Raw genomic sequence first — 26,707 nt, 5'->3', positions numbered from 1 at the left:
TAGAACCCTGAGCATACCGTATCCCCCCAACATTAGTTGCTCAGCGCATGCTGATAATCACGCAGGATCCCGGTCAATCGTCCCACCGGCGCTGTCACGCTCGGGGGAAGCTGCTGTTCTGTCAGCATCTGCTGATAGCGTTCAAGTTCATCCAACAGCTGCGTGAAATAGCGACTACGCGTGCTATCGCGTCGGGCCGAAATCACCTGCTCCGCGGTTGCACGAATCTGGCGATGGAAGGCAGACAGCACCGCGTTTTGCGGAATATCAAGCGTTCTCAGACGCTGATGCATGATGATCAGCCACAGTGCGAGGCGATACTTGGCAATATCGTCAGGGAAGCGGTTCAACAGCAGGAACAGCTGCTGATACAGCGCAGGCAGGTGGTTTTCTTTGCGACGCGCCGTGTTGGTCGTTAGCGCCGAGACCGCACCATACACAAAGCGGTTCAGCAGCGTTCTCCCCGTGTGTGCCTTGGTGTTATCCCGGATCAACAGGATCACCATCAACGCCAGAAAACAGCCGATGATCTGGCCGATCGCGCTATCCAGAAACTGACTGACGTTGAACGTCATCGGGTTATCTAACACCAGAATATTGATCGTACTGGCCAATGCACCCAGTGAGCCGAGTCGACGTTTTTGCACTTCAAGGCCGAGGAAGAAGGCCATTGCTCCCAGACTCAGGCACAGCAGCAGCATACTTTGCTGCGTTGACGGCATGATAAACATGAACATCACCGCCCCCAGCGGCAGCGCGTAGATCGTCCCGAAAAGAAAATCCTTCGCCATCATCTGCGGGTTCGGCAACCGCATGGCAAGCGACGTCACCACCGCAATCATCACCATACACACGCTGCCAGAGGTCCAGCCCGTGCTCAGCCAGAACAGACAACCCAGCGCCGTCGCCACGCCAGTGCGTAAACCATTAATCATGGCGTGATGCGTTTCAGCTGATGGCACTTTAATTTCCACTTCGCTGTTCAGCACATCGGCTTCAATCGTATTGATACGCCCGTTGGTCTGCACGCCCTTCGCCAGCAGCAGGTAGCGCGTCGCCGCTCCGACCCAACTGATCAGCATCGGCGGCACGTCACGACTGTCCGCCGCAATCAGTTGGCGCAACGCTTTCACACGGCAATGGACATCGCGAAACGACTCAACAGGCTGATCCAACACCAGTTTCAGGCTGCTTTTTACGGGAGTCGGGGTGTCCTGCAAAATCAGGTAGGTTTCACACGCCTGTGTAATCATCGTGAGCGATTGCGTATGCAGCGACGTTAAGCGGCGATTGCTGTTCTGCCAGCGCGAGGACTCCAACATCAGGCTGCTGTGCATGCCGTTTAGCGCGGTTGTTTTGCGTACCAGTGCGTGCCATGCCGCATCTATCGCATCTTTCTCTGCCCCGCTCATGCAGAGTTGCAGTAACCGATACTGATCCACCAATAGTTCACTGATACTGCGGTCAACATCCTGCTTGATCGAGCGTGGTGAGAACAGCAAATCCGCCAGAATCGCACAGACGATGCCCAACACAATTTCGCTACAGCGTTCCACGGCAAACTGCGGCGTCAGCAGCGGTGTCCCCTGCGTCGACACAATAATAATCAGCGCGGTATAGCCCGCCAGCCCGAACACATAGGCGTTTTCGACTTTAACCAGTGAGGAAACCCAGGTGCAGAGGCCAGCCCAAATACAGCACAGCATCAACATCACAACCGGTGCGCGAACGGTAGCGATAATGATGACAAGTGCGCCGATACAGCCGATAAAGGTGCCGACGACACGCAGCATGCCACGATGGCGAATGGCGCCAGAAAATGGCTCACCGCCCGCAGCAAACGCCGGGCCAGCGGCGACAATCGCCGCAGTCAGCACCGACCAGCGCGGCGTTTCCAACTGGAGATGGAAGCCCAGAAACAGAGACAGCACGATCGCGAAGCTCAGCTTGAAAGCGAAGCGCAAGCGTGCAAACTGTGGCGTCGTAAAGAACATAGAGCCTGTTAGCGACGGAGTTTTCATCATCGCCTCACTTAGCCGAACTCACGCAGACGATACAGGAGACGAATGAGCGGCGAAGGTGTTTTATCATTGTTGACCTGCTCACCGGTGATCACCACGGTGGCCGTGGTGCCAGCTGGGTAGAGGTCGCCCATTTGACGATCGAGGCGAATTTTTACCGGCACACGCTGCGCCAGACGCACCCACTCCAGATTGGAGTCGACGTTAGCCAGGCCTTTACTGTTCGCGCTGTTACTGTTGTTATTCACCCCAGCCGCCACGCTATCAACCGTGCCATAAAATATCTTTTCGCTACCCAGCGGCGTAATCTCCACACGGTAGCCACGACGCACGCCTTCAAGCTTGGTTTCTTCCATGTACGCCAGCAGATAGAACGAATCCTTCTTCACCAGCGCTACCGCCGTGTTACCTCGTTCAATGAACTCACCGCTCTGCACATGCAGGTTGGTCACCCAGCCGTCGGCAGGGGCGCGTACCACGGTGCGTTCCAGCTCCAGTTGCGCCAGTGACAATACCGCCTGCGCTTTAGCAAGCTGGTGCGTGGCGGTTTCCAATGCATTACTGGACTGATCGATATTTTCCTGTGACATCGCACTGATGCCCAGTCGCGCACGACGCCCTGATTCCCGACGTTTTTCCGTCACCAGCGCCTGATAGTAGGCAACATCGGCTTCCGCTTGCGCCACGGCCTGATGGTAGCGCGGCTGATCGATGACAAACAGCACGTCACCTTTGTTCACCAGCTGATTGTCCGTCACGCGAACATCGCTCAGTAACCCGCTGACGTCCGGCGCGATTGCCACGACATCCGCCGTAAATTTGGCATCGCGCGTCCAGGGTGATTCGGTATAGAACGCCCAGACACGAAAAATGGCCACGATCGCACACAGTACAATCACCAACGTGATAACGACGCGGCTCAGTTTTTTGATCAGCACGGCCTGCTGTTTAAACAAGGGTAAAAAGAACGCTTTCACAGACACCTCACAGACCGTAACGGAACAGTAAATAAAACAGACAGCAGAACAGCGCGCTGTTAAACAGCGCAGGATGCCAGACGAAGTCATAGATCCCCGTCGGTTGCAGCAGGCGATTCACGACAAAAAACAGAGTCAGCGATACCAGCAAGACAAAAAATACGGGGGGAAATGACAGCCCGAACAGCACCATAACCGGGAGTGAACTCATCCTCTTTTCCTTTTTCTATTAGAAAGCGGTAACGAGCAGATGCGCTACCGGGTGGTAAATTATGTCGTCTGGCGCGGTCTTTCAGCACCGACAACAGAGCCTCACCCCGCAGGCGAGTAGCCAACGGATGGGATAGCGTTAAACTGATGAATAGCGATATCAGCAGGGGCTGACTAACGATGGGAAATCAGCGTATTACTCTAATTGGGTAAATAAACACAATCATTGAATGGCTCTGTTCTGCCCAGAACCACCGGATAGGCTATATTATGGATGCTTATTATCACCTTATCTACATAGCGTGATCTAAATCACTTTTAAGCCAGAGTGAATAATGGAAAGACTAAAGAGTATGTCGGTGTTTGCCCGCGTGGTGGAATTTGGTTCTTTTACCGCTGCTGCCCGTCAATTACAGATGAGCGTATCCGCCGTCAGCCAGACCGTTACCAAGCTTGAAGATGAGCTACAGATTAAGCTGCTTAATCGCAGTACGCGCAGCATTGGTTTGACCGAAGCGGGGAAAATTTACTACCACGGCTGTCGCCGCATGCTGCATGAGGCGCATGAAGTCCATGAGCAGCTTTATGCCTTCAACAACACGCCGATCGGCACGCTGCGCATCGGCAGTTCTTCTACGATGGCGCAGAATGTGTTGTCCACCATGACTGCCGCTATGCTGAAGGAATATCCTGGTTTGTCCGTCAATCTGGTCACCGGAATTCCCGCTCCGGATCTGATTGCCGACGGGCTGGATATCGTTATCCGCGTCGGCGCGCTACAGGATTCCAGCCTGTTCTCGAAACGCTTAGGCTCGATGCCAATGGTGGTCTGCGCCGCAAAAAGCTATCTGGCCCAGCACGGCACGCCGGATAAACCGGCAGATATGGTGAATTTTTCCTGGCTGGAATACAGCGTACGGCCCGACAGCGAATTCGAGCTGATCGCCCCGGAAGGCATTTCGACCCGCGTCACGCCACAAGGGCGCTTTGTCACTAACGACCCACAAACGCTGGTGCGTTGGCTTAAGACCGGTGCGGGTATCGCGTACGTGCCGCTCATGTGGGTCGTGGATGAAATTAACCGTGGTGAAATCGAGATTCTGTTTAACCGCTACCACTCCGACCCGCGCCCGGTCTACGCGCTCTACACCCGCAAAGACAACCTGCCGCTGAAAGTACAAGTCTGCATTAACTACATGACGGAATACTTCAAAAACGTCGCTCTGACCTATCAGGGCTATCGGCAGGAGCATAGCGAGGAAAAAAAACCGCGCTAATAACGCGCGGTCTTAAAGGGAACTCAGGACTCAGAGCAAATTACGCGGTGCCGCCGACGGTCAGGCTTTCCAGCTTCAGCGTAGGCTGACCCACGCCGACAGGCAGACTTTGCCCCTCTTTACCGCATACGCCGACGCCTTTATCCAGCGCCAGATCGTTGCCGACCATTGAGATCTGCTGCATCGCTTCAATACCGGAGCCAATCAGCGTGGCACCTTTGACTGGCGTGGTGATGCGACCTTTTTCGATCAGGTAGGCTTCGGATGTCGAGAAGACGAACTTGCCAGAGGTAATATCGACCTGACCGCCGCCAAAGTTTGGCGCATACAGGCCGTATTCGACGCTGGAGATAATCTCTTCCGGCGTGGATTTCCCGGCCAGCATATAGGTGTTCGTCATACGCGGCATCGGCAGATGCGCATAAGATTCGCGACGACCATTGCCCGTCGGCGCAACACCCATCAGACGCGCGTTCAGCTTGTCCTGCATGTAGCCTTTCAGAATACCGTTTTCAATCAGGACATTGTATTGCCCCGGAACACCTTCATCGTCCATCGAGAGCGAACCACGACGACCGGTCAGCGTGCCGTCGTCCACCACCGTACACAGCTCTGACGCAACGAGTTTCCCCATCTGCCCGCTGAATACTGATGTACCGCGACGGTTAAAATCACCTTCCAGACCATGACCCACCGCTTCATGCAGCAGCACGCCCGGCCAGCCGGCACCCAACACCACAGGCATTGGCCCGGCAGGAGCGGCCACCGCTGACAGGTTAACCAGCGCCATACGTACGGCTTCTTTCGCCCAGGCGTCGACGCGCGCTTCGCCGTCAGCCACTTCCCAGAAATAGTCATAGCCGCCACGCATGCCGCCGCCGCTGGAACCGCGTTCGCGTTTGCCTTCAGCTTCGACCAACACGCTGATCGACAGACGAACCAGCGGGCGCACATCCGCCGCCAGCGTACCGTCCGTCGCTGCCACCAGCACCAGCTCATACACGCCGGTCAGACTGGCAGACACTTCCTGTACGCGCGCATCTGCGGCACGTGCAACCGTGTCGGCACGCTGCAACAACGCAATTTTGTCCTCACGCGTCAGGCTATCCAACGGATTCAACGTTGGATAAAGCGCATGATGCGATACTGCTCCCAACGTGTGCGCAGTCCCTGTACCTTGTTCCCGTACAATGCTGCGTGCAGCCTGCGCGCTCTGATGTAATGCGTTCAGCGTGATCTGATCGGCATAAGCAAACCCGGTCTTTTCACCATCAATCGCACGGATACCCACGCCCTGATCGATATTGTAAGAACCGTCTTTAATGATGCGATCTTCCAGTACCCAGGACTCATGGTAGCTGGACTGGAAATAGAGATCGGCATAGTCCAGTCGACGCTCATTAAGCGACCCCAGCACAGCAGAAAGATCGTCAAGATTCAATTTATTGGCGGTGAGTAATTGCTCACTGACAAACGAAAGGCTCATAGTTTTTCACTCTTTATCAGATAATCGGCTGAGTACGCTGCGCTGCCCCAACGGCATTATTCGCCTTTCTTCTTGTTCGGCTCACGCAACACTTCCTGAATCTTTGGCTGATCGAGGCTACCGGAAATCTGGTAGCGTATCAGCGAAATCTTGTTCCATAGCGGTGCCAGCACTTTACTGGCAGCAAACACCGCGGCCCCGACAACTGGGTTAACGGCAAATGCGGTCGCCACCCCCACCGTCGCGGAAATTTCCGGGGCGATAACCGCTTCCATATTGACCTGTCGCTTAGCGAGATCGAGATCGCCTTTTATCGCGATATCAGCCTCCAGCCCGTCGACCAACATATCATCAGTATGCAACACGCCGTCTTTAATCCATGCCGTGTTGCGAATCGAGTCGAAGTAAAATCCGCGACCAAACGTATCGCTAAAATCGAACCGCAGCTTACGCATCAGCGCATCAAAGCTCAATAAACGCAGCAATTGACCCGCCTGACCCGCGCCCACTTCGGCAATTTCACCTTTACCAATGCGCGTGTGCAATATTCCGCTCAGGCTGGCAATATCCGGTGCCCAAGGCGTACCGCGCCAATACAGATCGTAGTCCACATCGAAAGAACCGGCTTTCAGCGGTGAATCAACGCCAAACCAGTTAGCGTTCTGCTCCAGGCTATCCCCCGTCAGGCGGCCTTTTAGCGCCGTCCGCACGCCTTCCGCATTTTCCTGCCAGGAGCCGTTTACCGTCAGACGGGCTTTGCCCGTATCAATGATACCGTCTGCCAGCGTTAATTTTTCCTTTTCTGTCAGCAGCGTTCCCTGAATACGTCCCATATTCTGCCCGATAATCCAGCACTGGCGACAGTTAACCGCCAGCGACGGCCAGTCTTCAAAGCTGATACTCGGGTCGTTTAGCGGTGATTTTTTCTCTGCTAATGCCACCGGGTTGGTCGCTTCATTCCCTTTCCACTGAGGATTGTAGTAGAGATAATTGATGTCGCTGCGCCACATGCCACGATTGGGTATCTCAACCGTTCCGTCAATTTCGCGCCCTTTGGCCTGCACTTCACTGCCAGCAAGCGTATTTTTACGCGTGATTTCCAGATCGTGCCACTGTTGCCCCAGTAGCTGTAGCTCAGGCGTCCGCAGCGTCACCGCTTCAGGAAAACGGAAAGCGCTCTGCGCTTTTTTCCCTTCCGCCGATGTCGAGGCACGCAACGAAGGCAGGAGTCCCAGCCAGCTTTCAGCATCCAGCGGCGGAAGATCGAGCACCAGCGAGGAATCTTCTGGCAATGCAGGCACCACCGTTGCCCCGTTCTGCCAGCTTGCCCGCGCCAGCGTCACGGTATCGCCTTTCAGCAGCCATTGGCTATTGAAGTGATTATCCTTGCCCAGCCGTCCCTGCATCGCGAAACCATTCAGGTCGCCGCTGGCTTTTACCTCCAGCGGCAGGCTCTCGCCAGCGGGTTTACTTAGCGGGTTAGGTAAGTGACTACTTACTTTATTGAGATCAGCCTGTACATCAACATCATACGTTGTTTTACCGGAATGCGGCAGGTTGACGGCTACCGTACTCTTCCAGCCAGCCGTGCCGGACAGGGCTTTGCTTGCCGATGCCGGTAAACCGGGCAAGAGCGCAGGCTGCCAGTCGCCCTGCAAGCCAACATTCACCAGAAAAGCCTTCGCTTGTTCTTCCGTCGTGAAATTGACCGCCATCGGCTGATTCATCCAGTTCGCCTGAAGCGTGTCACTGCGTAAGTTGCCGTTTTCATAGCGGAACTTACCGGTGAGATTCTTAATCGTGGTATCCAGCGGCTTGATGTAGAGGCTGTTATTGTTCAGCGCGATATCACCGCTGGCACGGACATCATCACCAGCAAGCGGAATATCCAGATGCAGTGTGCCTTTCACCGGCCCGCCAATTTTCAGCTCATCCAGCGCCGCACCCAGCGAAGATTTCAGCGGCGTCTGATTAAAATAGTTCCCTACTTCCGGCCCCGGACCATCCAGTTCACCATCGACGAGCAGCATCTCTTTTTCATAATCGGGAATGACCGCGCTAATGTTTTTGCCTTCCACCTTGCCCAGCCAGGTTTGCGGTGCAAACATCCACAGGCCATTGTTAGCAAAGTCCAGATTGATATCCAGCGGCGTCAGCGCAGGCCAGCCCGGCTGAAATTCGAAGGTGGCATCTTTAACCGGCACCCAGACTTCAAACTGCCCTTCGTTGTGCGTATACGGGAAATGCTGCGGATTACCAGCAAAGATCAGCGTGGCGTTATCGACACGGCCACCTTTCAGCGCACCGCTCAGATAGTCCACCAGCTCGGTGCCCATAAACAGTTCAGGATAATAGCGCCAGGCATCCGCCGCATCGGTCAGCCGAATACCCGCCAGAATATCCAGCTTCGGTTCCTGCTTAGCAGGCTGTTCATAGCGGAAATCGCCGTTAGCCCATAGCGATTTCGCCTGCACGTCTAGTCCATGACTCCAGAGCGCCAGACCCTGTGCATCATTACGCCAGTCAATCGTGCCGCTGGCCTGCTTGATTTCCAGCGGCGCACGGAACATATCCACATAGGGCAGCGTACTCTGATTTAACGCGACGCTGACCTGACCACGCTCGGCGCTACCGCGCGCAGAACCGGAGAAATGATCGACCCCCGGCAGTAATTTCCACTGCTTCCAGCTCACATCCTGCCAGTTAGCCTGAAAACGGGTTCGCTCCGGCTGTTGCAGAGGGATATCGACAGCAACGGTATTCAGTGTGCCCGTCGGTTGCAGTTCATCCCAGCGCGCTTTCAATTCTGGCGTCGTCCCTGACAGCAACGGAAGCAGCGTACTTACCCGCTCCAGCGCCAGATTGCTGGCTCGAACGCGCAGCGCTTCCTGCCGATCGGGCCCTAACATGTGTTCATTCTTTGGCAGCCAGAGAGCAGAGAGCTGACCTTTCGGCCAGGCGACGCCATCCGTTGCCAGATTCAACTCAGGCACATCGACCTGCCAGCCATTTTCCTGACGGCTGACGTGCAGCGTCATGTCATCCACATTCAGGCGATGCGCATCGCTGCCTTCACCCCAGTTGGCCGTTCCGTGATTGAGGAACACATCACCGCTGTGGATGTCGCCGTCACGGACGTTCAACCAGGCTGCCAGACTAAAATCGGCACTTTCCAGCCCGGTCGTGTTTTTCATCCAGCGGCTGAGCCAGGGCTTCATATCGATATTGTCAGCCTGCAGGTAGAACGTACCGTTGCTGAGCAGCCCCTGATCGTCGTGCAAGTCCATACGCATCTGCACGACGCCGTGCTGACCATTAAAACTCGACAGGCTGATCAAGCCTTCTGCCCGGTGGCGCTTCTCGGAATTCAGCCAGGTCAGTTGCGGGATGCTCAGTTCCGCGCGGGAACCGGAAGGGGTAAGAAAGGTAATGTGGCTATCACGCAGGTCAAAGTGATCAAACTGGCGCAGGAAAAGATCGCTGACCTTCCCTGACTCCATCAGTTTGCTATCCTGCTGCTGCCCGGTAAATTGGCTATTAATATCCAGTTTTAACTGGTGAAACGTGAGATCGCGAAACTGCCAGCGCCCGTGCAGCAGCGACTGCCACACATCCAGCGCCAGCGTAATGCGGTCAACCTGCCAGTCCGATTCCGGCAGGGACGTGCGAAGCTTTTCAATTTCCAGCGTGGGGCCAAAGGACTCCCAGCGCCCCGTCATCGAGCCAATTTCTAACGGAACACCGGCAGCAGACTGCGCCCAGGCCACCAGCTGTGGCCGGAAGTGATCGAGCTGTGGCAGCACCAGTCTTAAGCCGCTGACTAACAGCGCTACCATCACGACAAGAGTGGCACCCGTGATGATGAGTATTCCGGGCAGTCGCCTCACTAATTTCTCCTTCTTTCGTCGCCGACGACGAGCGCACGAATTTACATCATGACGACGTCAAACTGCTCCTGGCTATACAGGGGTTCGATTTGTACTTTGACCTGTTTGCCGACGAAAATCTCAACCTCAGCTAACGCGTGCGACTCTTCACTTCTCAGCGCTTCCCCGACTGCCGGTGAAGCATAGACCAGGAAACGATCGGTGTCATAAGCGTGGTGGACACGCACGATTTCACGCATGATTTCATAGCAGACGCTTTCTACCGTCTTCACGGTGCCACGACCATGACACGTCGGGCATTCATGACACAGCACGTGTTCGATACTCTCACGCGTGCGTTTGCGCGTCATCTCCACTAATCCTAGTTGAGAGAAGCCGCTAATACTGGTTTTGACCCGATCTTTACTCAGCGCCTGCTCCAGGGAATGCAGCACCCGCCGACGGTGATCCTCATTATTCATATCGATGAAGTCGATAATGATGATGCCGCCGAGGTTACGCAGACGCAGCTGTCGTGCAATCGCCTGCGTCGCTTCCGTGTTGGTATTGAAAATGGTTTCATCCAGATTGCGGTGGCCGACGAATGCCCCCGTGTTGATGTCGACGGTCGTCATCGCTTCGGTCTGATCGATAATCAAATAGCCACCGGATTTCAGTTCAACCTTTCTGTCCAGCGAACGCTGAATCTCATTTTCCACATCAAACAGGTCAAAAATCGGCTGTTTACCCGCATAGTGTTCAAGTTTGCGGGTCATCTCCGGGATGTATTCGGCGGTAAATTCCAGCAGCGCTTCATACGTCAGTCGGGAGTCAATCCGAATGCGATCCAACGCGGCACCCGCAAAATCACGCAAAATTCGCTGGGCGAGAGCCACTTCACCATAGAGCTTACATTTGGTCTGGTTGCGCTTTTTGCGCTCCATCACCTTGCCCCACAGACGCTTCAGGAACGCCGCATCCTGCGAGAGCTCTTCTTCACCGACGCCTTCCGCAGCGGTACGAATGATGAAACCACCGTCATCATCACAATACTCGGCGACCGTTTTCTTTAAGCGCTCGCGTTCCGCTTCGCTCTCAATCCGCTGTGACACGCCGACGTGCGATGCACCGGGCATAAACACCAGATAGCGTGACGGCAGCGTGATATCCGTCGTCAGACGTGCGCCTTTGGTTCCTAGCGGGTCTTTGACCACCTGCACCATGAGATCCTGCCCCTGGCGCACCAGTTCAGCGATATCACGGACGTGAAAATTCTTCTGTTCATCACCGGCAACGCATTCGGTGTGCGGCATGATATCGGACGCGTGCAGGAATGCCGCTTTATCCAGACCGATATCCACAAACGCCGCCTGCATACCCGGCAGGACGCGACTCACGCGGCCTTTATAAATGTTGCCAACAATGCCGCGCTTCGCATCACGCTCAATATGAATTTCTTGCAGAATGCCGCCGTCGATATAGGCAACGCGCGTTTCTGACGGTGTAACGTTTACCAGTAACTCAGCAGTCATTTTTTCCTCTTGCACTCCGCAATGCAGCAAAATTACTGAATAACTCATGGGTTTCTACCAGCGGCAGCCCAACCACCGCGTAATAGCTCCCGTTAAGCGACCGGACAAAGCATCCACCTTTGCCCTGAATACCGTAAGCCCCGGCTTTATCCATCGGTTCGCCGCTGGCGATATACCGTTCGATATCCTGCTGCGAGAGCGAACGGAAAACGACATCGGTTACCACCAGACAGCTCAATACATCGTCTTTATCTGCCAGCGCGACGGCTGTCATCACCTGATGTGGTTTCCCAGACAGCTGACTCAGCATCTCTGCCGCATGGGCTTCATCCTGTGGTTTTTCCAATACCTGACCGTTCAGTACCACAATGGTGTCGGCACCCAGAACCGGCAAATCAGACGGTGCCGCTACGACACCCGCAGCCGCTTTCTCATGCGCCAGACGCCGGACATAAGCGTCCGCCGCCTCCTCCGGTAACCGCTGTTCTTCCACCGCGACATTCAGTACAGAAAAAGGAATATCGAGCTGCGTGAGCAGTTCGCGACGACGAGGAGAAGCGGAGGCCAGATAAAGCTGAGTCATGAATCACCTTATTGCACAGTAAACTGACGACGAATTTTACGCATCAGCAGGAACAGCCACGGCCAGAGTACGCCATCAACGACGCTATTCCAGAATGTTTCCGGTCGGAAAGAGACATTAATAACTAAAAATTCTGCCCAGAATACCGTGAGGTCCATCAGCAGCGACAACAACATGACGATTAACGCCTGCTGCCATAGCGCCATATTTCGGAATAACTGGAATTTAAAGGCGACCAGATAAGCAATAATGCTCAGCGCCAGCGCCCGTACTCCCAGTGTAGACCCAAGAATCAGGTCCATAATCAGACCTAATATAAATCCTGTGCCGACATTCACCCGATGTGGCAATGCCATCACCCAGTAAATGAGAAACAGCGTCAGCCAGGAGGGGCGAAACATGTAGATTTCATCCGGCCACGGCATTATCTGCAAAACCATAGCGATCAGAAAAGAAAGCCAGATAATCCAGTTGCCATGCCTGCGATAACGATTCATTGGCGGCCTCTTTGCGGCTCGGCGGTGGGCGCCGCGGTATCAGGAGGGAGCGGCGGTCCCATGTCGTCAGGCGACGGTAAAACCTGCGGCATCATCTGCATCAGACGCTCATTGGCAACCCGATGGACTTCCGCTGGCGGCAGCGCCGTATTGGAGTTGTTTTCCACGCCCCACAGTAAGAGCAGATAGCGCAGACGCTGTAGCCCCGCAGTCGGACGTGCCTGAATAATCGTATAGGCTCGCTGTGTATCGGCCTTGACCGATGACACAACGCCAACGGGATACCCTTCGGGGAAACGACCGCCCAGACCCGATGTGACCAGCACGTCACCCACTCGGATATCGGTATTGTTAGGCAAGTGTTCGAGTTGCAGATCGTCGGCGCAGCCATTGCCGGCGGCAATCACGCGGATATCATTGCGTAGCACCTGAATCGGCAACGCGTGGGAAACATCACAAATCAACAAAACCCGGCTGGTAAACTGACCAACCGCCACAACCTGACCCACCACGCCTTTATCACTGATGACCGGTTGCCCTTCATACACGCCGTTCGCCTGACCTTTATCAATCACTACCTGATCGCTATAAGGGTCGGTTCCAGCGGACATCACCTGCGTTACCATTTTCTGCTCATCCTGGCGCAGTGGCGAGCCAAGCAGTTCACGTAAGCGCGCATTTTCCTGCTTGAACTGGCCTAGCAGCAACAGGTCACTGTTTTTCATCAACAGTTCCTGACGCAGCGCGGTATTTTCAAGGCTTAATTGCTCACGAGTTGCCAGTGAGGCAGACATATTGTCCAGAACCTGACGGGGCCCATTCGCCAGAAAATAGAATGGACTGACGGTGGTGTCCATGTACGTTCTGATTTTGACGAACGAACCGAGCCGACTGTCCGCAACGATCACGACAATCGCGGTAACGACAGCAAGAAAAAGTCGTAATTGCAGGGAAGGCCCCCTGCTAAAAAGCGGCTTCATAAAATTTGCGTATTCCTCGACAGCAACCTCAAATCGCACCTGGCGATTTTTAACGTCACAAAGCGGTGCCCCGTAGGGCGAATTTCATTGCTCAGGCAAATAAAAAAGGGGTAACCACGAAAGATGAAAAACGCAGGCGTTCATCCATCCGGTCCCCCCTTTTCCAAACAGGATTACTCCTCGCTGAACAAATCGCCACCGTGCATGTCGATCATTTCCAGCGCCTTGCCACCGCCACGGGCGACACAGGTCAGCGGATCTTCAGCCACCACAACCGGAATACCGGTTTCTTCCATCAGCAAACGATCCAGGTTACGCAGCAGCGCACCGCCGCCGGTTAACACCATACCGCGCTCGGAAATGTCGGAGGCCAGTTCCGGTGGACACTGTTCCAACGCCGCCATGACCGCGCTGACGATACCCGTCAACGGCTCTTGCAGCGCTTCCAGAATTTCGTTGGAGTTCAGCGTGAACCCACGCGGTACACCTTCAGCAAGGTTACGGCCGCGCACTTCAATCTCAAGCACTTCATCGCCCGGATAAGCGGAGCCGATTTCATGCTTGATACGTTCTGCCGTTGCTTCACCAATCAGTGAACCGTAGTTACGACGAACGTAGTTGATGATCGCTTCATCAAAGCGGTCACCACCAATACGTACAGAAGAGGAGTACACCACGCCGTTCAGCGAGATCACCGCGACTTCCGTGGTACCACCACCGATGTCCACCACCATGGAACCGGTCGCTTCGGATACTGGCATGCCAGCACCAATCGCAGCCGCCATCGGCTCTTCGATCAGGAACACTTCACGGGCACCGGCACCCAGCGCGGATTCGCGAATGGCACGACGCTCAACCTGCGTTGCGCCTACTGGTACACATACCAGCACACGCGGGCTCGGACGCATAAAGCTGTCGCTATGCACTTGCTTGATGAAGTGCTGCAACATTTTTTCTGTGACCTGGAAATCGGCAATCACACCGTCTTTCATCGGGCGAATCGCCACGATATTCCCAGGCGTTCTGCCCAGCATCTGCTTAGCGTCATGGCCGACTGCCGCCACGCTCTTTTGAGAACCGGCACGATCCTGACGAATCGCAACCACAGAGGGTTCATTCAGTATGATGCCCTGCCCTTTAACATAAATCAGGGTATTGGCGGTACCCAGGTCGATGGACAAGTCGTTGGAAAACATGCCACGAAATTTCTTAAACATAACTAAAGGATAATCCTGCAAGCTGGGGGCGAAAAATAAATCCGCCTACTTTACCAACCACACGAAGCAGCGACAAGGCACGAAAAGGCTCTGCTTCGGTGAAAAATAAGTCTGAGTTGCGCACGTCGGCGTCAGGGAGAAGGCACAACATGCTTTCTCCTCAGGCGGCAAGGCATCTTACCACTGTCCACCCGACAGAATTGCGCTAACACAGGACATAAAATCTAACATTTAATCGGATTGCCGCTAACGTAAGCACACACTAACCGATTTAACAACCGCCTCATTCTACGTCAATTTGAACGGGACGTTTATATTAAACACGATGCCGCGGTGAATATTTTTTCAGCTCATCCGTTACAGGGACTGATGCGGCAAAAAAATCGCCTTGCCCACCATAAACTCCCTTGCCCAACAGCATCCGCCACTCCTCTTTGGTTCGCACGCCAGCGGCAAACACCCGCGTTTGCGTCCCTTTACAGGCCTCGGTCAGGCTTTGTACAAACAGCTGATTTTCCGGACGGCGCTCAAGACTGCGGACCAAACCAGGATGAAGCTTGATGATCTCCACGGGGAGTGACTTGATATACGTCGTACTCACCAGCGTCAACCCCGCTTGCGTCACCGCCAGGCGACAGCCTAATCCCAGGATCAAATTGAGAACCGGGCGCAGGCGGCCGATATATTGACAGACATCTGCCTCTGCAAGTTCAAATAAAATGCGCTGACGCTGCGTTTTCGGACATTGCAGCAACATTTCTTTTAGCCAGCGCAGGAAAGGCTTTTGCAAAAGTGAGTCCACACTTACCGGTAAAGCCAGTGTTTCTCCCGGCCAGCTCGCTGACAGATCAATAATTCGTGCTACCAGCTGACGATCATAGCTGGCTGCCAGTCCCAGTTGTTGAACCAGCGGCATATACTCCGCCGCGAGCAGTTCCTGTTCCCCGTCATAAATCCGACTCATCATTTCGCGATGATGTACCACGCCCTCTTTTGTCACCGCAGGTTTCTGATACAGCCGTGGGCCACCGCGCGCTAGCGTCTGTTCCAGCAAGGTCCGCCATTTCACACTGCCGCGCCCTTTGTCAGGCACCTGCCTGTCAAACACGCACCAACTATTACCGCCCTGCAACACCGCATTGCGCGTCGCGTCTTCCACACTTTCCATCACCTGCTCGGCGCTTTGCCCGCCGCGATAGGCACAAATACCAATGTGGAGAACGTCCTCGCGATCGATCAACGGACAGGCGGGGAGAATATCGATAGACTTCACCAGTTGCGTGGCAATCGCAGTGGCTTCCTTTAGCGTGCTGTGGGGGAGCAATACGGTGAAATCGCTGCTGAAATAACGCGCCAGCAGCGCAGAGGGATAGCGCATGACAAACGTCGATAGCAGGTTGACCAGCGTGAACCGGTAATCCTGAAGCGCGCTGGTATAGCCATGCGTTTCTTGCAAAGTTTCAAAATCAGGCACGCGAATCATCATGACGACGCCGTGCGTCCCCACTTCTTCGCCATCTTCCAGCTGTGTGGTCAATTGATTATCAAAAAAAAGACGATTACTCAGCCCGGTTTCAGCATCCTGCGCGGCGAAAGCACGAATTAACGTATCAACCCGCCCGCGTTCCTCACGCGCTTCCACTAAATCAGACAGCAGTTGATCGAGCGCCCCGCTGGTCTTAACTGGCCATTCACGTACCGAGCCCTGCATAACCGATTCTCGCTCGCCCTTGAGAATACGCTGTGCGCGTTTTTCCAACTCTTCCTGTCCGGCAGCCTGCCGACGCAGCCAGCGAATGGAAAAGTACAGCATGAGGAGCATCAGGCCTGCGGCCAGCAACACCGATAGCGTCGACACCACGAAACGCGGTAAACCAATCAGCGGGTCGACATATTTTAAGGCGATCGTCATGTTCAAATGATGCATCAGCGGAAACTCGACCTCATGATAGAGATGCGTGCGTTCCCAGCCGGCCTCGGGCAGCTGTATTGAATAGAGGGTCGAATCGTTATCCTGAATATCCAACGCCACAATGCCTGCCGTTTTCATCATTCCCGGCAGCCAATATTGAATATTTTCGGGCGATTGCACTAATAGCGCCTGATCGATACTGGCCGTGACCTCGCGTAGCTGCTGCTCGGTTCGCAACTGGCTATAATAACAGAGGCTAAATATGCTACTGAAAAGCATAAGAAAAATGGCGAGAACCGTCAGCAATACTATGAGTATCGAGAACCTGGTCGTAAATCCCATCCCTGCGTCCTATTCCAAATAATTGTTATTTCTGCGAGTTTGTTGTTTTTTATCAGTTCGCATAGGCCAGCAACATAGTACCTTTTTTAACAAACAGTACCTTATTAACAAAGAGTACCTGTAATAACTATACCCTAAATAATTCGAGTTGCAGGAAGGCGGCGAGCGAGGGCATCCCGATGAGCTTACTCAAGTAAGTGATTCGGGTAACTAAGCGACGCCAACGCACATGCGGCTTGAAGAATGACGGGTATATAGTCGTTAATGACTTCCCCATTTTAATCCTGCCACAGGAGATAGCCCATGCAGGCTTTAGTTCTTGAACAGTCAGACGGACTGACCCACGCTCAGATTCGCGAGATTGACGCCGAGCAGCTTCCCACCGGGGATGTAACTGTCGATATCAACTGGTCCGGCATTAACTATAAAGATGCGCTTGCCATTACCGGCAAAGGTAAAATTATCCGTAACTTCCCAATGGTTCCTGGAATCGACTTCGCCGGAACCGTACGCCACAGCGACAGCGATCGGTTTAGCGTCGGCCAGCCTGTTATCCTGACTGGTTGGGGCGTGGGTGAAAACCACTGGGGCGGATTGGCGCAACAGGCACGCGTGAAGAGCGATTGGCTGGTGCCACTGCCCGCATCGCTGGATGCGCGTAAGGCCATGATTCTTGGCACAGCAGGCTTTACCGCGATGCTGTGCGTGATGGCGCTGGAAGACGGTGGCATCACGCCGGAAAGCGGCGACATTATTGTGACGGGTGCCAGCGGCGGCGTCGGCAGCACAGCAGTTGCCCTGCTTGCAGAGCTAGGTTATCAGGTCACTGCCGTCAGCGGCCGTGCTGACAACACCGATTACCTGAAGAAACTGGGCGCCAAACAGGTGTTGGATCGCAGCGAATTCAGCGGAAGCCCTCGTCCGCTGGAGAAACAACGTTGGGCTGGCGCGGTGGATACTGTCGGCGATAACGTACTGGCGACGCTGCTAGCGCAGATGGATTACAACGCAACGGTCGCCGCGTGCGGTCTGGCTGGCGGTGTTGCGCTGCCGACTACCGTGATGCCATTTATTTTACGCAATGTTCGCCTGCAAGGCGTGGATTCCGTGATGGCACCGCTGGATCGTCGTCAGCAAGCATGGGAGCGTCTGGCTACCATTCTGCCTGAGTCGTTCTATCAGCAGGTGACGCAGGAAATCGGGTTGGAAGAGGTCCCTGCTGTCGCTGCCGCACTGCTGGAAAACAAAGTCACTGGCCGCACGCTGGTGAAAATCAGCTAACGTATTTCGTTGATGCACCAATTTACGGAACGAAAACGATGATAATGGAATAGAAGAGTAAAGCGTCCGCGACAGGGACAAAGGTGTCAGGAACGCCTTTGAGCGTCGCTTGCGACGGCCCTGAAAGGGTGAATCTCAGGGATGAGATTCATATCTGCGCGGCTCGAGCGTACATGGATGTATTTACAGCGTCTTTACGATCTATCCATTATCATCGCTCAACGCATTATCAGTAATCTCGAGCGCTGTTACACCCTGCAAAAAAGTATTTCATCTCTCCTACCGCGGTTTCTACCGCAATTCATCTATACTCGTCATACTTCAAGCTGCATATGCGTTGGCTGCGTTCACTCACCCGAATCACTTACTTAAGTAAGCTCATCGGGATTCCCTCGCTTGCCGCCTTCCTGCAACTCGAATTATTTAGAGTATGTAACTAATTGAACGGTAAGCATTAACAACGCCATTTTTCGTCAACAATAATAATGACCGGCGGGAGTTCACATGCAAAAACATCGCAAGTTCACGGAAGCCGACGTTACCCCGGAATCCCTCTTCTATCAGCGTCGGCGCGTCTTAAAAGCGCTGGGTATTTCCGCTGCGGCGCTCTCACTGCCGTTTTCTGCACAGGCTGACCTGTTGGCCTGGTTTAAAGGCGGTGATAAACCGAAAGCGCCGCCGGGTAAACCGCTCACATTTAGCCAGCCTGCCGACTGGAAACTCGATCTGCCGCTCACGCCGGAAGATAAGGTCACAGGTTATAACAACTTCTATGAGTTCGGGTTGGATAAAGCCGATCCGGCAGCCAATGCGGGCGGGCTAAAAACCGAAGGCTGGACCGTCAAAATAGACGGCGATGTCACCAAACCCCTCACGCTGGATATCGACGATTTGCTCAAACGCTTTCCGCTGGAAGAACGGATCTACCGTTTCCGCTGCGTCGAAGCGTGGTCAATGGTGATTCCGTGGGTCGGGTTTGAGTTAGCCAAGCTGATTAAATACGCCGAACCCACCAGCAATGCCCGCTACGTAGCGTTTCAGACGCTTTACGACCCGGAACAGATGCCGGGACAAAAAGATCGCTTCATGGGCGGCGGGCTGGATTACCCCTATGTAGAAGGGCTGCGGCTGGATGAAGCCATGAACCCGTTGGCGCTGCTGGCCGTCGGCGTTTACGGCAAAACGTTACCGCCACAGAATGGTGCGCCCATCCGGTTAGTCACACCGTGGAAATATGGCTTCAAGAACATCAAATCTATCGTACATATCCGGTTGACTCGCGAGCAGCCCCCGTGCACATGGAATCTGGCGGCACCGGATGAATATGGCTTCTATGCCAACGTTAACCCGCATGTGGATCACCCGCGCTGGTCGCAAGCGACAGAACGCGTCATCGGTTCCGGCGGGCTCCTTAACGTTGAGCGTCAACCCACGCTGTTGTTCAACGGTTATGCCGATGAGGTCGCCTCGCTGTATCGCGGTCTGAATCTGCGCGATAATTTTTAGTTAACAACACAAAACGTCTCGCCAATAACACCTTGTCAGGATAGGAATCCACATCAGCATGAGACTGACGTTACAACACATTACCCGGTTAAAAGTGCTACTCCATCTGGCTGGTTTTCTGCCGCTGCTGTGGCTGATATTGTCCGTTGACCAAGGGTGGTTCAGTGCCGACCCGGCCAAAGATATCCAGCACTTTACCGGAAGAATGGCGCTGAAATTGCTGCTGGCGACGCTACTGGTTACACCACTAGCGCGCTACGGCAAACAGCCGCTGCTTATTCGCTGCCGACGCCTCCTCGGGCTGTGGTGCTTTTTCTGGGCGACGTTACATCTGGTGAGCTATGCGCTACTGGAACTGGGTCTGGATCATTTGGCGCTGCTGGGCAAAGAGCTGATATCCCGACCGTATTTAACGTTGGGAATCATAAGCTGGTTGATTTTGCTGGCGCTGGCGGTGACGTCACCACAGATAATGATGCGCAAGTTGGGATCGCAATGGCAAAAACTGCATAATTTCGTCTATTTAGTCGCCATCCTTGCGCCTATCCACTATCTTTGGTCAGTTAAAACGCTCTCACCGCAGCCTATTTTGTATGCGCTCGCGGCGCTGATATTGCTGCTGTTTCGTTATAAGAAATTTCGCCAATGGTGGCGCTAAACGCCGCAGCGACACGGGAAAAGCCGGTGACGGACCGCAGTGAGATTCACGCCTTCTCACGGTCTGGCGCAGGAATATCTCCGCAGATAAGACCAGTATTTAGCTGCGAATTGCCACGATATGGTTATAATGCACGACTTTAATTTCTCGGGCCGGACAATTTGCGTCACGAAAGGTGACAAACGAATAGCTTCGCGCTATTTTGTGCGACACCAAGTCAATCGCGGGAGATAGCAGCACAATGGCAGAAAAGTTTCACATTTTGCTCTTGAACGGTCCAAACCTGAATCTGCTAGGAACCCGAGAGCCCGACAAATACGGTAAGACGACGTTAGCAGACATTGTCAGCGAACTGGAAACACAGGCGCAGGCATTGAACGTGGAGTTTTCCCATCTGCAATCCAATGCGGAACATGTCCTGATCGATACCATCCATCAGGCCAGAGGAAACACCGACTTCATTCTGATTAACCCGGCGGCATTTACCCACACCAGCGTTGCGCTGCGTGATGCCTTGCTGGCTGTCGCGATTCCGTTTATCGAAATTCATCTGTCCAACGTGCACGCACGTGAGCCTTTTCGTCATCATTCCTACCTTTCTGATGTTGCGGTAGGCGTGATATGTGGCCTGGGGGCAGATGGTTATCAGTATGCTTTACAGACGGCGGTAAAACGCCTGTCAACTTCCAATTAAACAAAAGAGTACGGAACCACATCCATGGATATTCGTAAAATCAAAAAACTGATCGAACTGGTTGAAGAGTCCGGCATCGCCGAACTGGAAATTTCTGAAGGTGAAGAATCAGTACGTATCAGTCGTGCCCCAGCAGCGGTTAACTACCCGATGATGCAACAGGCTTACGCTACGCCGATGATGCAGCCACAGCCTGCACTGGCAGCCGCCGTTGCACCAGCGCCAGTGGAAGCTGCAGCAGCACCGGCTGCCATCAGTGGACACATCGTTCGTTCTCCAATGGTTGGAACCTTCTATCGCACCCCAAGCCCGGATGCTAAAGCCTTCGTGGAAGTGGGTCAGCACGTCAATGTTGGCGATACCCTGTGCATCGTCGAAGCCATGAAAATGATGAACCAGATCGAAGCCGACAAATCAGGCGTGGTTAAAGCCATCCTGGTCGAAAGCGGTCAGCCGGTTGAATTTGACGAGCCACTGGTTGTCATCGAATAACGAGGCTTATCATGCTAGATAAAATCGTTATCGCTAACCGCGGAGAGATTGCGCTGCGTATTTTGCGTGCCTGTAAAGAACTGGGCATCAAAACCGTCGCCGTTCACTCCAGTGCGGATCGCGATTTGAAACACGTATTGCTGGCGGACGAAACCGTGTGTATCGGCCCGGCGCCGTCGACAAAAAGCTATCTGAATATCCCAGCGATTATTTCCGCTGCGGAAATCACGGGTGCCGTCGCGATTCACCCTGGCTACGGTTTCCTGTCCGAAAATGCGGATTTTGCCGAGCAGGTTGAACGCTCTGGCTTTATCTTCATCGGCCCACGCGCAGAAACCATTCGTCTGATGGGCGACAAGGTGTCAGCCATCACCGCCATGAAAAAAGCGGGTGTTCCAACCGTACCCGGTTCTGATGGCCCTCTGACCGACGACATGGACGCTAACCGTGTTCATGCAAAACGCATCGGCTATCCGGTCATCATCAAAGCCTCTGGCGGCGGCGGTGGTCGTGGTATGCGTGTAGTGCGCAGCGACAAAGAGCTGGAACAATCCATCAACATGACCCGTGCGGAAGCCAAAGCGGCTTTCAACAACGACATGGTTTACATGGAAAAATATCTGGAAAACCCACGTCACGTGGAAATTCAGATTCTGGCTGATGGTCAGGGCCACGCCGTCTATCTGGCCGAGCGTGACTGTTCCATGCAGCGCCGCCACCAGAAAGTGGTGGAAGAAGCGCCAGCACCGGGCATTACGGACGAGCTGCGCCGCAATATCGGCGATCGCTGCGCCAAAGCCTGTGTCGATATCAACTATCGTGGTGCGGGTACGTTTGAGTTCCTGTACGAAAACGGTGAGTTCTACTTCATTGAAATGAACACCCGTATTCAGGTGGAGCATCCGGTAACCGAAATGATTACCGGCGTGGATCTGATCAAAGAGCAGTTGCGCATCGCTGCCGGTCTGCCACTGTCCATCAAGCAGAAAGACGTCAAGGTTCGCGGTCATGCGGTGGAATGCCGTATCAACGCGGAAGATCCGAACACGTTCCTGCCAAGCCCGGGTAAAATCACGCGTTTCCACGCGCCGGGCGGCTTTGGTGTCCGTTGGGAATCGCATATTTACGCCGGTTATACCGTACCGCCGTATTACGATTCCATGATCGGCAAGCTGATCACCTACGGCGAAACGCGCGAAATTGCGATTTCTCGTATGAAGAACGCGCTGGCTGAACTGATCATCGATGGCATCAAAACCAACATCGAACTTCAGATGAAGATCATGAGCGACGAAAACTTCCAGAGAGGTGGCACCAACATCCACTATCTGGAGAAGAAACTCGGCTTGCAGTAAACACTGCGCAATCGAGTCAAAAGGCCAGCTTATGCTGGCCTTTGTTATTTATGCCTCCGAGTCGTCATGCCGTTCGCAAGCGCTGACTAGCACAAGCAAACGAGGTAGGATACATCGTCTTTTTTAGGATGAGATGGTGGTTGCAGAGTGACAAGACAATCCGATTTTGATTTCTCGTGCAGACCATTAATTCCGTACGCACACAACTATAATCACGGAGATTATGAAAGCTGGCACACTCACAGTTGCGCTCAGTTGATTCATACGCTTAGCGGGGTTATTCGGGTTGAAACCCAACAGGGAATCTGGGTGGTTCCACCCTCGCGTGGGGTATGGATACCCGCAGATATTCCACATGCCTTACATATTGTGGGTGAAGTTAAGGCCAGAGTACTTTTTGTCGAACCGCTTGCCAGAGCAGATCTCCCTGTTATCTGTCAGGTCGTGGGGATCACACCTTTATTACGAGAACTCATCGTCGATGTCCTGAAACTTCCCGCTAATTATGAGCCAGGAAGTCGGACCGAACGTATTTATGAACTGATCCTTGATGAAATACGTTTGATGAATACGCTTCCTTTTTGTCTTCCTGAGCCGATTTCTGAGCGCCTGAAATTATTATGCAATGCCGTCCGTCAGGCCCCCTATGAGGCCTGGACTGTGGCCAACGCTGCCGGGCAAGCCAATGTCAGCGTAAGAACGCTCAGCCGACATTTTTATCAGCAAACAGGTATGCAATTCAGTGAGTGGGTTCGTCGTGCACGTTTGCTGATTGCGCTAACGCGTCTGGCACAGGGCGAACAAGTCACCCGAGTGGCGCTGGATTTAGGCTATGCCAACCCGGGAGCTTTCACTGCCATGTTTCGCAGAGTCATGGGCGTGACACCCGGCAATTACTTCAACCCATAATCAAACGCCCTGCGGCATTCAACATCGCTTGCAAAGAGGCTCGGGTCACATCGCTGTCAATGCTGACACCCCATGCACATTCACCCGCATGGTTCTGACAGCACACATAAGCCACAGAACGGCTGTCACTACGCTGACCTAACGTGTGTTCCTGATAGCTCACAATATTAAGGTCTGCTTTCACCTCTCGGCAGAGAGCCGTCATGCCCGCAGAGAGAAAACCGTTTCCTGCACCCTTCAAACTCAGTCTTTTCTCACGGAAAATGATGTCAGCTGACAGCGTTGTGTTCTGCCCAAGCTGATTATCGCAGGTATATTTAGTTAACCGAATCAGCGGTAATTCGACTAAACCATAAGCCTCACGAAATAGCATCCAGACAGCCATCTGCGACATCTCTTTCCCCTCAGATTCAGACGCTTTCTGTACCAGCAGACTGAATGCCTTCTGAAGTTGACGAGGCAAGATGAGGCCATGGTTTTGCTCAAGCAGCCAGGCAGCACCGCTTTTTCCTGACTGGCTGTTTACGCGGATAACGGCTTCATAATTGCAACCGATGTCTTCCGGATCGAGCGGAAGATAGGGAATTTCCCATAATGGCGAGGCCGAACGCTGTCGTGCTGCAAACCCTTTTTTAATCGCATCTTGATGCGAACCGGAAAAAGCCGTAAAAGCGAGTTCTCCGGCATAAGGATGACGTGGTGCGACGGGGAGTTGATTACACTCCTCAACCACTTCCACCACCTTCTTCATGTGGCTGAAATCGAGTTCAGGGGAGACTCCCTGCGTGTAAAGATTAAGCGCCAGCGTCACTAAGTCGACATTACCGGTACGCTCTCCATTACCAAACAGGCAGCCCTCAACTCTTTCAGCGCCAGCCAGTAAAGCAAGTTCCGCGCAGGCAATGCCTGTACCGCGGTCATTATGCGGATGCACACTGATACAGACCTTATCTCTACGGGAAAAATGTCGGCAAAAATATTCTATCTGATCGGCATACACATTGGGCGTGTTGACCTCAACGGTCGCGGGAAGGTTGATGATCATGGGGCGGCACGCATCAGGCTCCCAGACATCGGCGACAGCCTCGCAAATCTGAAGCGCGAAATCTGGCTCGGTAAAGCAGAACGTTTCCGGTGAATATTGAAAGGTCCAGTCAGTCTCTTGCGCCTCAGCACATAGCTGACGGATCTGCTTCGTCGCATTGACCGCAAGCTGAATAATTTCATCACGTGTCTGACGGAACACCACCTCCCTGAAAACCGGTGCAGTCGCGTTGTATAAATGAACGGTGGCGCGATGTACACCGCTCAGCGATTCAAAGGTACGCGCAATCAAATCTTCTCGCGCCTGCGTTAACACCTGAATCGTCACATTCTGCGGAATACGCTTTTCTTCGATCAATAAGCGAACAAAATTAAAATCAGTTTGGGAAGCAGACGGAAAAGCGACCTCAATCTCTCTGAATCCGCAGGCAATCAGCAGATCCCAAAATTTCAGTTTACGCATTTCATTCATCGGCTCAGCAAGCGCCTGATTACCGTCCCGTAAATCGGTGGAAAGCCAACGTGGGGGCTGAGTTAATGTCTTGTCAGGCCATTGCCGATCTTTTAGACCAATCGGTGGATACGCTTTGTATTTCGATGAAGGGTTATTCAACATGATCGGGCTCCTTTTAATGGAACCCCAGTGTTATCCAGAGAGCCATGAGCACGCTCATCCGAAGGTGACAACTAATGACGCAAAAGTGACAATCATTAAACCGTTCGGCTCCTTTTCCGCGTTTTCACTCTGAAAAACCGTCATGTTCACTCCCTATTGGCGCTCGGAGTAAAATGTTCTCGTGTCAAATAATGCGTACCCCACGGCTGGCCTTCGGTGAGGGACAGAGCATCTCTCATTTCATACCAATGAGCTTACTTAAATAAGTCATTCGGATGAATGAAGAATCATCCAGATCACATTTCCGGCGATAGTTGATGTGGGTCATTTGAGCTGAAAAATAAGATATGTTTTACGCGGGGACACATCGAAGGGAGAAAACATTTACGACAAAAAAAGCATTTTCGATAAAAAATAAGCCGATAAACCCTTATAGGTCGGTTGTTTATCGGCTGGGGCGGTATAATTCGCTAAAGAAATCGGCAATTATTTCCGGGTAGCCAGAATAATACTGGACGCTTTAACCAGCGCGATTAATTCGCTGCCCACATCAATATTCATCTCTTCCAGACTTTCATTGGTCACGGTTGAGGTCAGCGTCAACCCACCCGCAGTCACCAGTTGCACCGTCGAGTTGACGGCACCTTTCGTAACAGAACTCACCTTACCGTGAAACTGATTGCGGGCAGAAAAATTCAAACCACATTCGGCGGATGCCAGAATGACCCAAGGGGCTTTCACCAACGCAATGGCCAGCTTGCCAACGGAAAGGTCCATAGACTGACAGCTGGCTCGTGTAATCACCGTCGTTAACTTATCCCCACTTTCCAGGGTCAATGCGACTTCATTGTTTACCGCACCCTCAACAATGGAAGACACAACACCCGAAAGCTGATTTCTTGCTGAAACTGACATAACGACTCCTTTGGTTCATCTTTAACATAATAGTAACGACTAAATAATCCAGGCAGCAGGAAGTCACGACACGATAATTACCTGATGCACAACAGCGCCAATATCGTTGGCGCTATTATTATTTTCCTTTCGTATCGCAACTATTCCACGCTGGAATAACAGACGATAAATAATAGCCCTATAGTAAACGTTCTCCTGAGAAAATTATGCGATGCAGGGTGGGATCTCACTTTACTTATTGAAATAGAGAACTTATTTCGATTTTATTGATCTGAGCTTTATCTCCACTAACACTCAGTGAAAGACAATGACTATCTTTAATTATATCAATGAAATA

Annotated in this window: 22 protein-coding genes; 8 read left to right on the top strand and 14 right to left on the bottom strand. The window is 53.2% G+C overall.

The window, feature by feature from the left end:
- Positions 1 to 32 precede the first annotated feature (32 nt).
- Genes aaeB through aaeX form a run of 3 tightly spaced genes read right to left on the bottom strand, consistent with a single transcriptional unit; the run spans position 33 to position 3,209 of the window.
- Positions 33 to 2,021, bottom strand: coding sequence for a p-hydroxybenzoic acid efflux pump subunit AaeB (gene aaeB, locus Q3A88_RS16715; protein WP_110162843.1), 1,989 nt, complete (start codon positions 2,019 to 2,021; stop codon positions 33 to 35).
- 11 nt (positions 2,022 to 2,032) lie between these two features.
- Positions 2,033 to 2,998, bottom strand: coding sequence for a p-hydroxybenzoic acid efflux pump subunit AaeA (gene aaeA / locus Q3A88_RS16710; protein ID WP_039504263.1), 966 nt, complete (start codon positions 2,996 to 2,998; stop codon positions 2,033 to 2,035).
- A 7-nt stretch (positions 2,999 to 3,005) separates the two neighbouring features.
- Positions 3,006 to 3,209, bottom strand: coding sequence for a p-hydroxybenzoic acid efflux pump operon protein AaeX (gene aaeX / locus Q3A88_RS16705; RefSeq protein ID WP_005975424.1), 204 nt, complete (start codon positions 3,207 to 3,209; stop codon positions 3,006 to 3,008).
- Between the two features lie 334 nt (positions 3,210 to 3,543).
- Between aaeX and aaeR the strand changes: the two genes are divergently transcribed.
- Positions 3,544 to 4,485 (top strand): HTH-type transcriptional activator AaeR, encoded by a 942-nt coding sequence (gene aaeR, locus Q3A88_RS16700; RefSeq protein ID WP_110162844.1) that lies wholly within the window; start codon positions 3,544 to 3,546, stop codon positions 4,483 to 4,485.
- Positions 4,486 to 4,525: 40 nt separating this feature from the next.
- Here aaeR and tldD read toward each other — a convergent pair whose 3' ends face one another.
- The 9 genes from tldD to csrD form a co-directional block, all read right to left on the bottom strand.
- Complete coding sequence (tldD, locus tag Q3A88_RS16695; protein WP_014913843.1) at positions 4,526 to 5,971, bottom strand: metalloprotease TldD; 1,446 nt, start codon at positions 5,969 to 5,971, stop codon at positions 4,526 to 4,528.
- Between the two features lie 56 nt (positions 5,972 to 6,027).
- Entirely contained in the window at positions 6,028 to 9,858 is a 3,831-nt protein-coding gene (yhdP, locus tag Q3A88_RS16690) for an AsmA2 domain-containing protein YhdP (protein WP_317178319.1), read from the bottom strand.
- A gap of 41 nt (positions 9,859 to 9,899) precedes the next feature.
- Complete coding sequence (gene rng / locus Q3A88_RS16685; protein ID WP_010300332.1) at positions 9,900 to 11,369, bottom strand: ribonuclease G; 1,470 nt, start codon at positions 11,367 to 11,369, stop codon at positions 9,900 to 9,902.
- Positions 11,359 to 11,952: a Maf family protein gene (locus Q3A88_RS16680; protein WP_233990857.1), complete on the bottom strand. Its 594-nt coding sequence runs from the start codon at positions 11,950 to 11,952 to the stop codon at positions 11,359 to 11,361. The genes rng and Q3A88_RS16680 overlap by 11 nt, the downstream gene beginning before the upstream one ends.
- 8 nt (positions 11,953 to 11,960) lie before the next feature.
- Complete coding sequence (mreD, locus tag Q3A88_RS16675; RefSeq protein WP_012772977.1) at positions 11,961 to 12,449, bottom strand: rod shape-determining protein MreD; 489 nt, start codon at positions 12,447 to 12,449, stop codon at positions 11,961 to 11,963.
- Positions 12,446 to 13,429: a rod shape-determining protein MreC gene (mreC, locus tag Q3A88_RS16670; RefSeq protein ID WP_014913839.1), complete on the bottom strand. Its 984-nt coding sequence runs from the start codon at positions 13,427 to 13,429 to the stop codon at positions 12,446 to 12,448. Before mreC ends, mreD begins: the two co-directional genes overlap by 4 nt.
- Before the next feature lie 173 nt (positions 13,430 to 13,602).
- Positions 13,603 to 14,646 (bottom strand): rod shape-determining protein MreB, encoded by a 1,044-nt coding sequence (gene mreB / locus Q3A88_RS16665; protein WP_010300322.1) that lies wholly within the window; start codon positions 14,644 to 14,646, stop codon positions 13,603 to 13,605.
- Positions 14,639 to 14,797, bottom strand: coding sequence for a hypothetical protein (locus Q3A88_RS16660; RefSeq protein ID WP_155121814.1), 159 nt, complete (start codon positions 14,795 to 14,797; stop codon positions 14,639 to 14,641). The genes mreB and Q3A88_RS16660 overlap by 8 nt, the downstream gene beginning before the upstream one ends.
- Before the next feature lie 165 nt (positions 14,798 to 14,962).
- Positions 14,963 to 16,900, bottom strand: coding sequence for an RNase E specificity factor CsrD (csrD, locus tag Q3A88_RS16655; RefSeq protein WP_317178318.1), 1,938 nt, complete (start codon positions 16,898 to 16,900; stop codon positions 14,963 to 14,965).
- A 303-nt stretch (positions 16,901 to 17,203) separates the two neighbouring features.
- On the opposite strand from csrD, the gene Q3A88_RS16650 reads away from it, so the two are divergent.
- The 7 genes from Q3A88_RS16650 (at position 17,204) to Q3A88_RS16620 (ending at position 23,795) form a co-directional block, all read left to right on the top strand.
- Positions 17,204 to 18,181: an MDR family oxidoreductase gene (locus tag Q3A88_RS16650; protein WP_317178317.1), complete on the top strand. Its 978-nt coding sequence runs from the start codon at positions 17,204 to 17,206 to the stop codon at positions 18,179 to 18,181.
- Positions 18,182 to 18,685: 504 nt separating this feature from the next.
- Positions 18,686 to 19,687 (top strand): protein-methionine-sulfoxide reductase catalytic subunit MsrP, encoded by a 1,002-nt coding sequence (gene msrP / locus Q3A88_RS16645; RefSeq protein WP_317178316.1) that lies wholly within the window; start codon positions 18,686 to 18,688, stop codon positions 19,685 to 19,687.
- Positions 19,688 to 19,745: 58 nt separating this feature from the next.
- Positions 19,746 to 20,345, top strand: a complete 600-nt coding sequence (gene msrQ / locus Q3A88_RS16640) for a protein-methionine-sulfoxide reductase heme-binding subunit MsrQ (RefSeq protein ID WP_014913834.1) — start codon at positions 19,746 to 19,748, stop codon at positions 20,343 to 20,345.
- 241 nt (positions 20,346 to 20,586) lie between these two features.
- The gene (aroQ, locus tag Q3A88_RS16635; protein ID WP_010681552.1) at positions 20,587 to 21,039 is read left to right on the top strand and encodes a type II 3-dehydroquinate dehydratase; all 453 of its coding nucleotides are present in this window, start codon (positions 20,587 to 20,589) and stop codon (positions 21,037 to 21,039) included.
- Positions 21,040 to 21,063: 24 nt separating this feature from the next.
- Entirely contained in the window at positions 21,064 to 21,531 is a 468-nt protein-coding gene (gene accB, locus Q3A88_RS16630; protein WP_010681551.1) for an acetyl-CoA carboxylase biotin carboxyl carrier protein, read from the top strand.
- Between the two features lie 11 nt (positions 21,532 to 21,542).
- Complete coding sequence (accC, locus tag Q3A88_RS16625; RefSeq protein ID WP_039557841.1) at positions 21,543 to 22,886, top strand: acetyl-CoA carboxylase biotin carboxylase subunit; 1,344 nt, start codon at positions 21,543 to 21,545, stop codon at positions 22,884 to 22,886.
- 147 nt (positions 22,887 to 23,033) lie between these two features.
- On the top strand, positions 23,034 to 23,795 hold the full coding sequence (locus tag Q3A88_RS16620; RefSeq protein ID WP_039524180.1) for an AraC family transcriptional regulator: 762 nt from the start codon (positions 23,034 to 23,036) through the stop codon (positions 23,793 to 23,795).
- Here the strand turns inward: Q3A88_RS16620 and leuA are convergent.
- Positions 23,785 to 25,455 (bottom strand): 2-isopropylmalate synthase, encoded by a 1,671-nt coding sequence (gene leuA, locus Q3A88_RS16615; RefSeq protein WP_317178315.1) that lies wholly within the window; start codon positions 25,453 to 25,455, stop codon positions 23,785 to 23,787. The genes Q3A88_RS16620 and leuA overlap by 11 nt on opposite strands.
- Positions 25,456 to 25,941: 486 nt before the next feature.
- Entirely contained in the window at positions 25,942 to 26,370 is a 429-nt protein-coding gene (locus Q3A88_RS16610) for a molybdopterin-binding protein (protein ID WP_317178314.1), read from the bottom strand.
- Positions 26,371 to 26,707 lie beyond the last annotated feature (337 nt).

Source organism: Pectobacterium sp. HCp5_1, from assembly GCF_032905925.1.
Classification (GTDB): domain Bacteria; phylum Pseudomonadota; class Gammaproteobacteria; order Enterobacterales; family Enterobacteriaceae; genus Pectobacterium; species Pectobacterium brasiliense_A.
The sequence above is the reverse complement of the archived record's forward strand: the minus strand, read 5'-3'. Positions and strand labels throughout refer to the sequence as shown.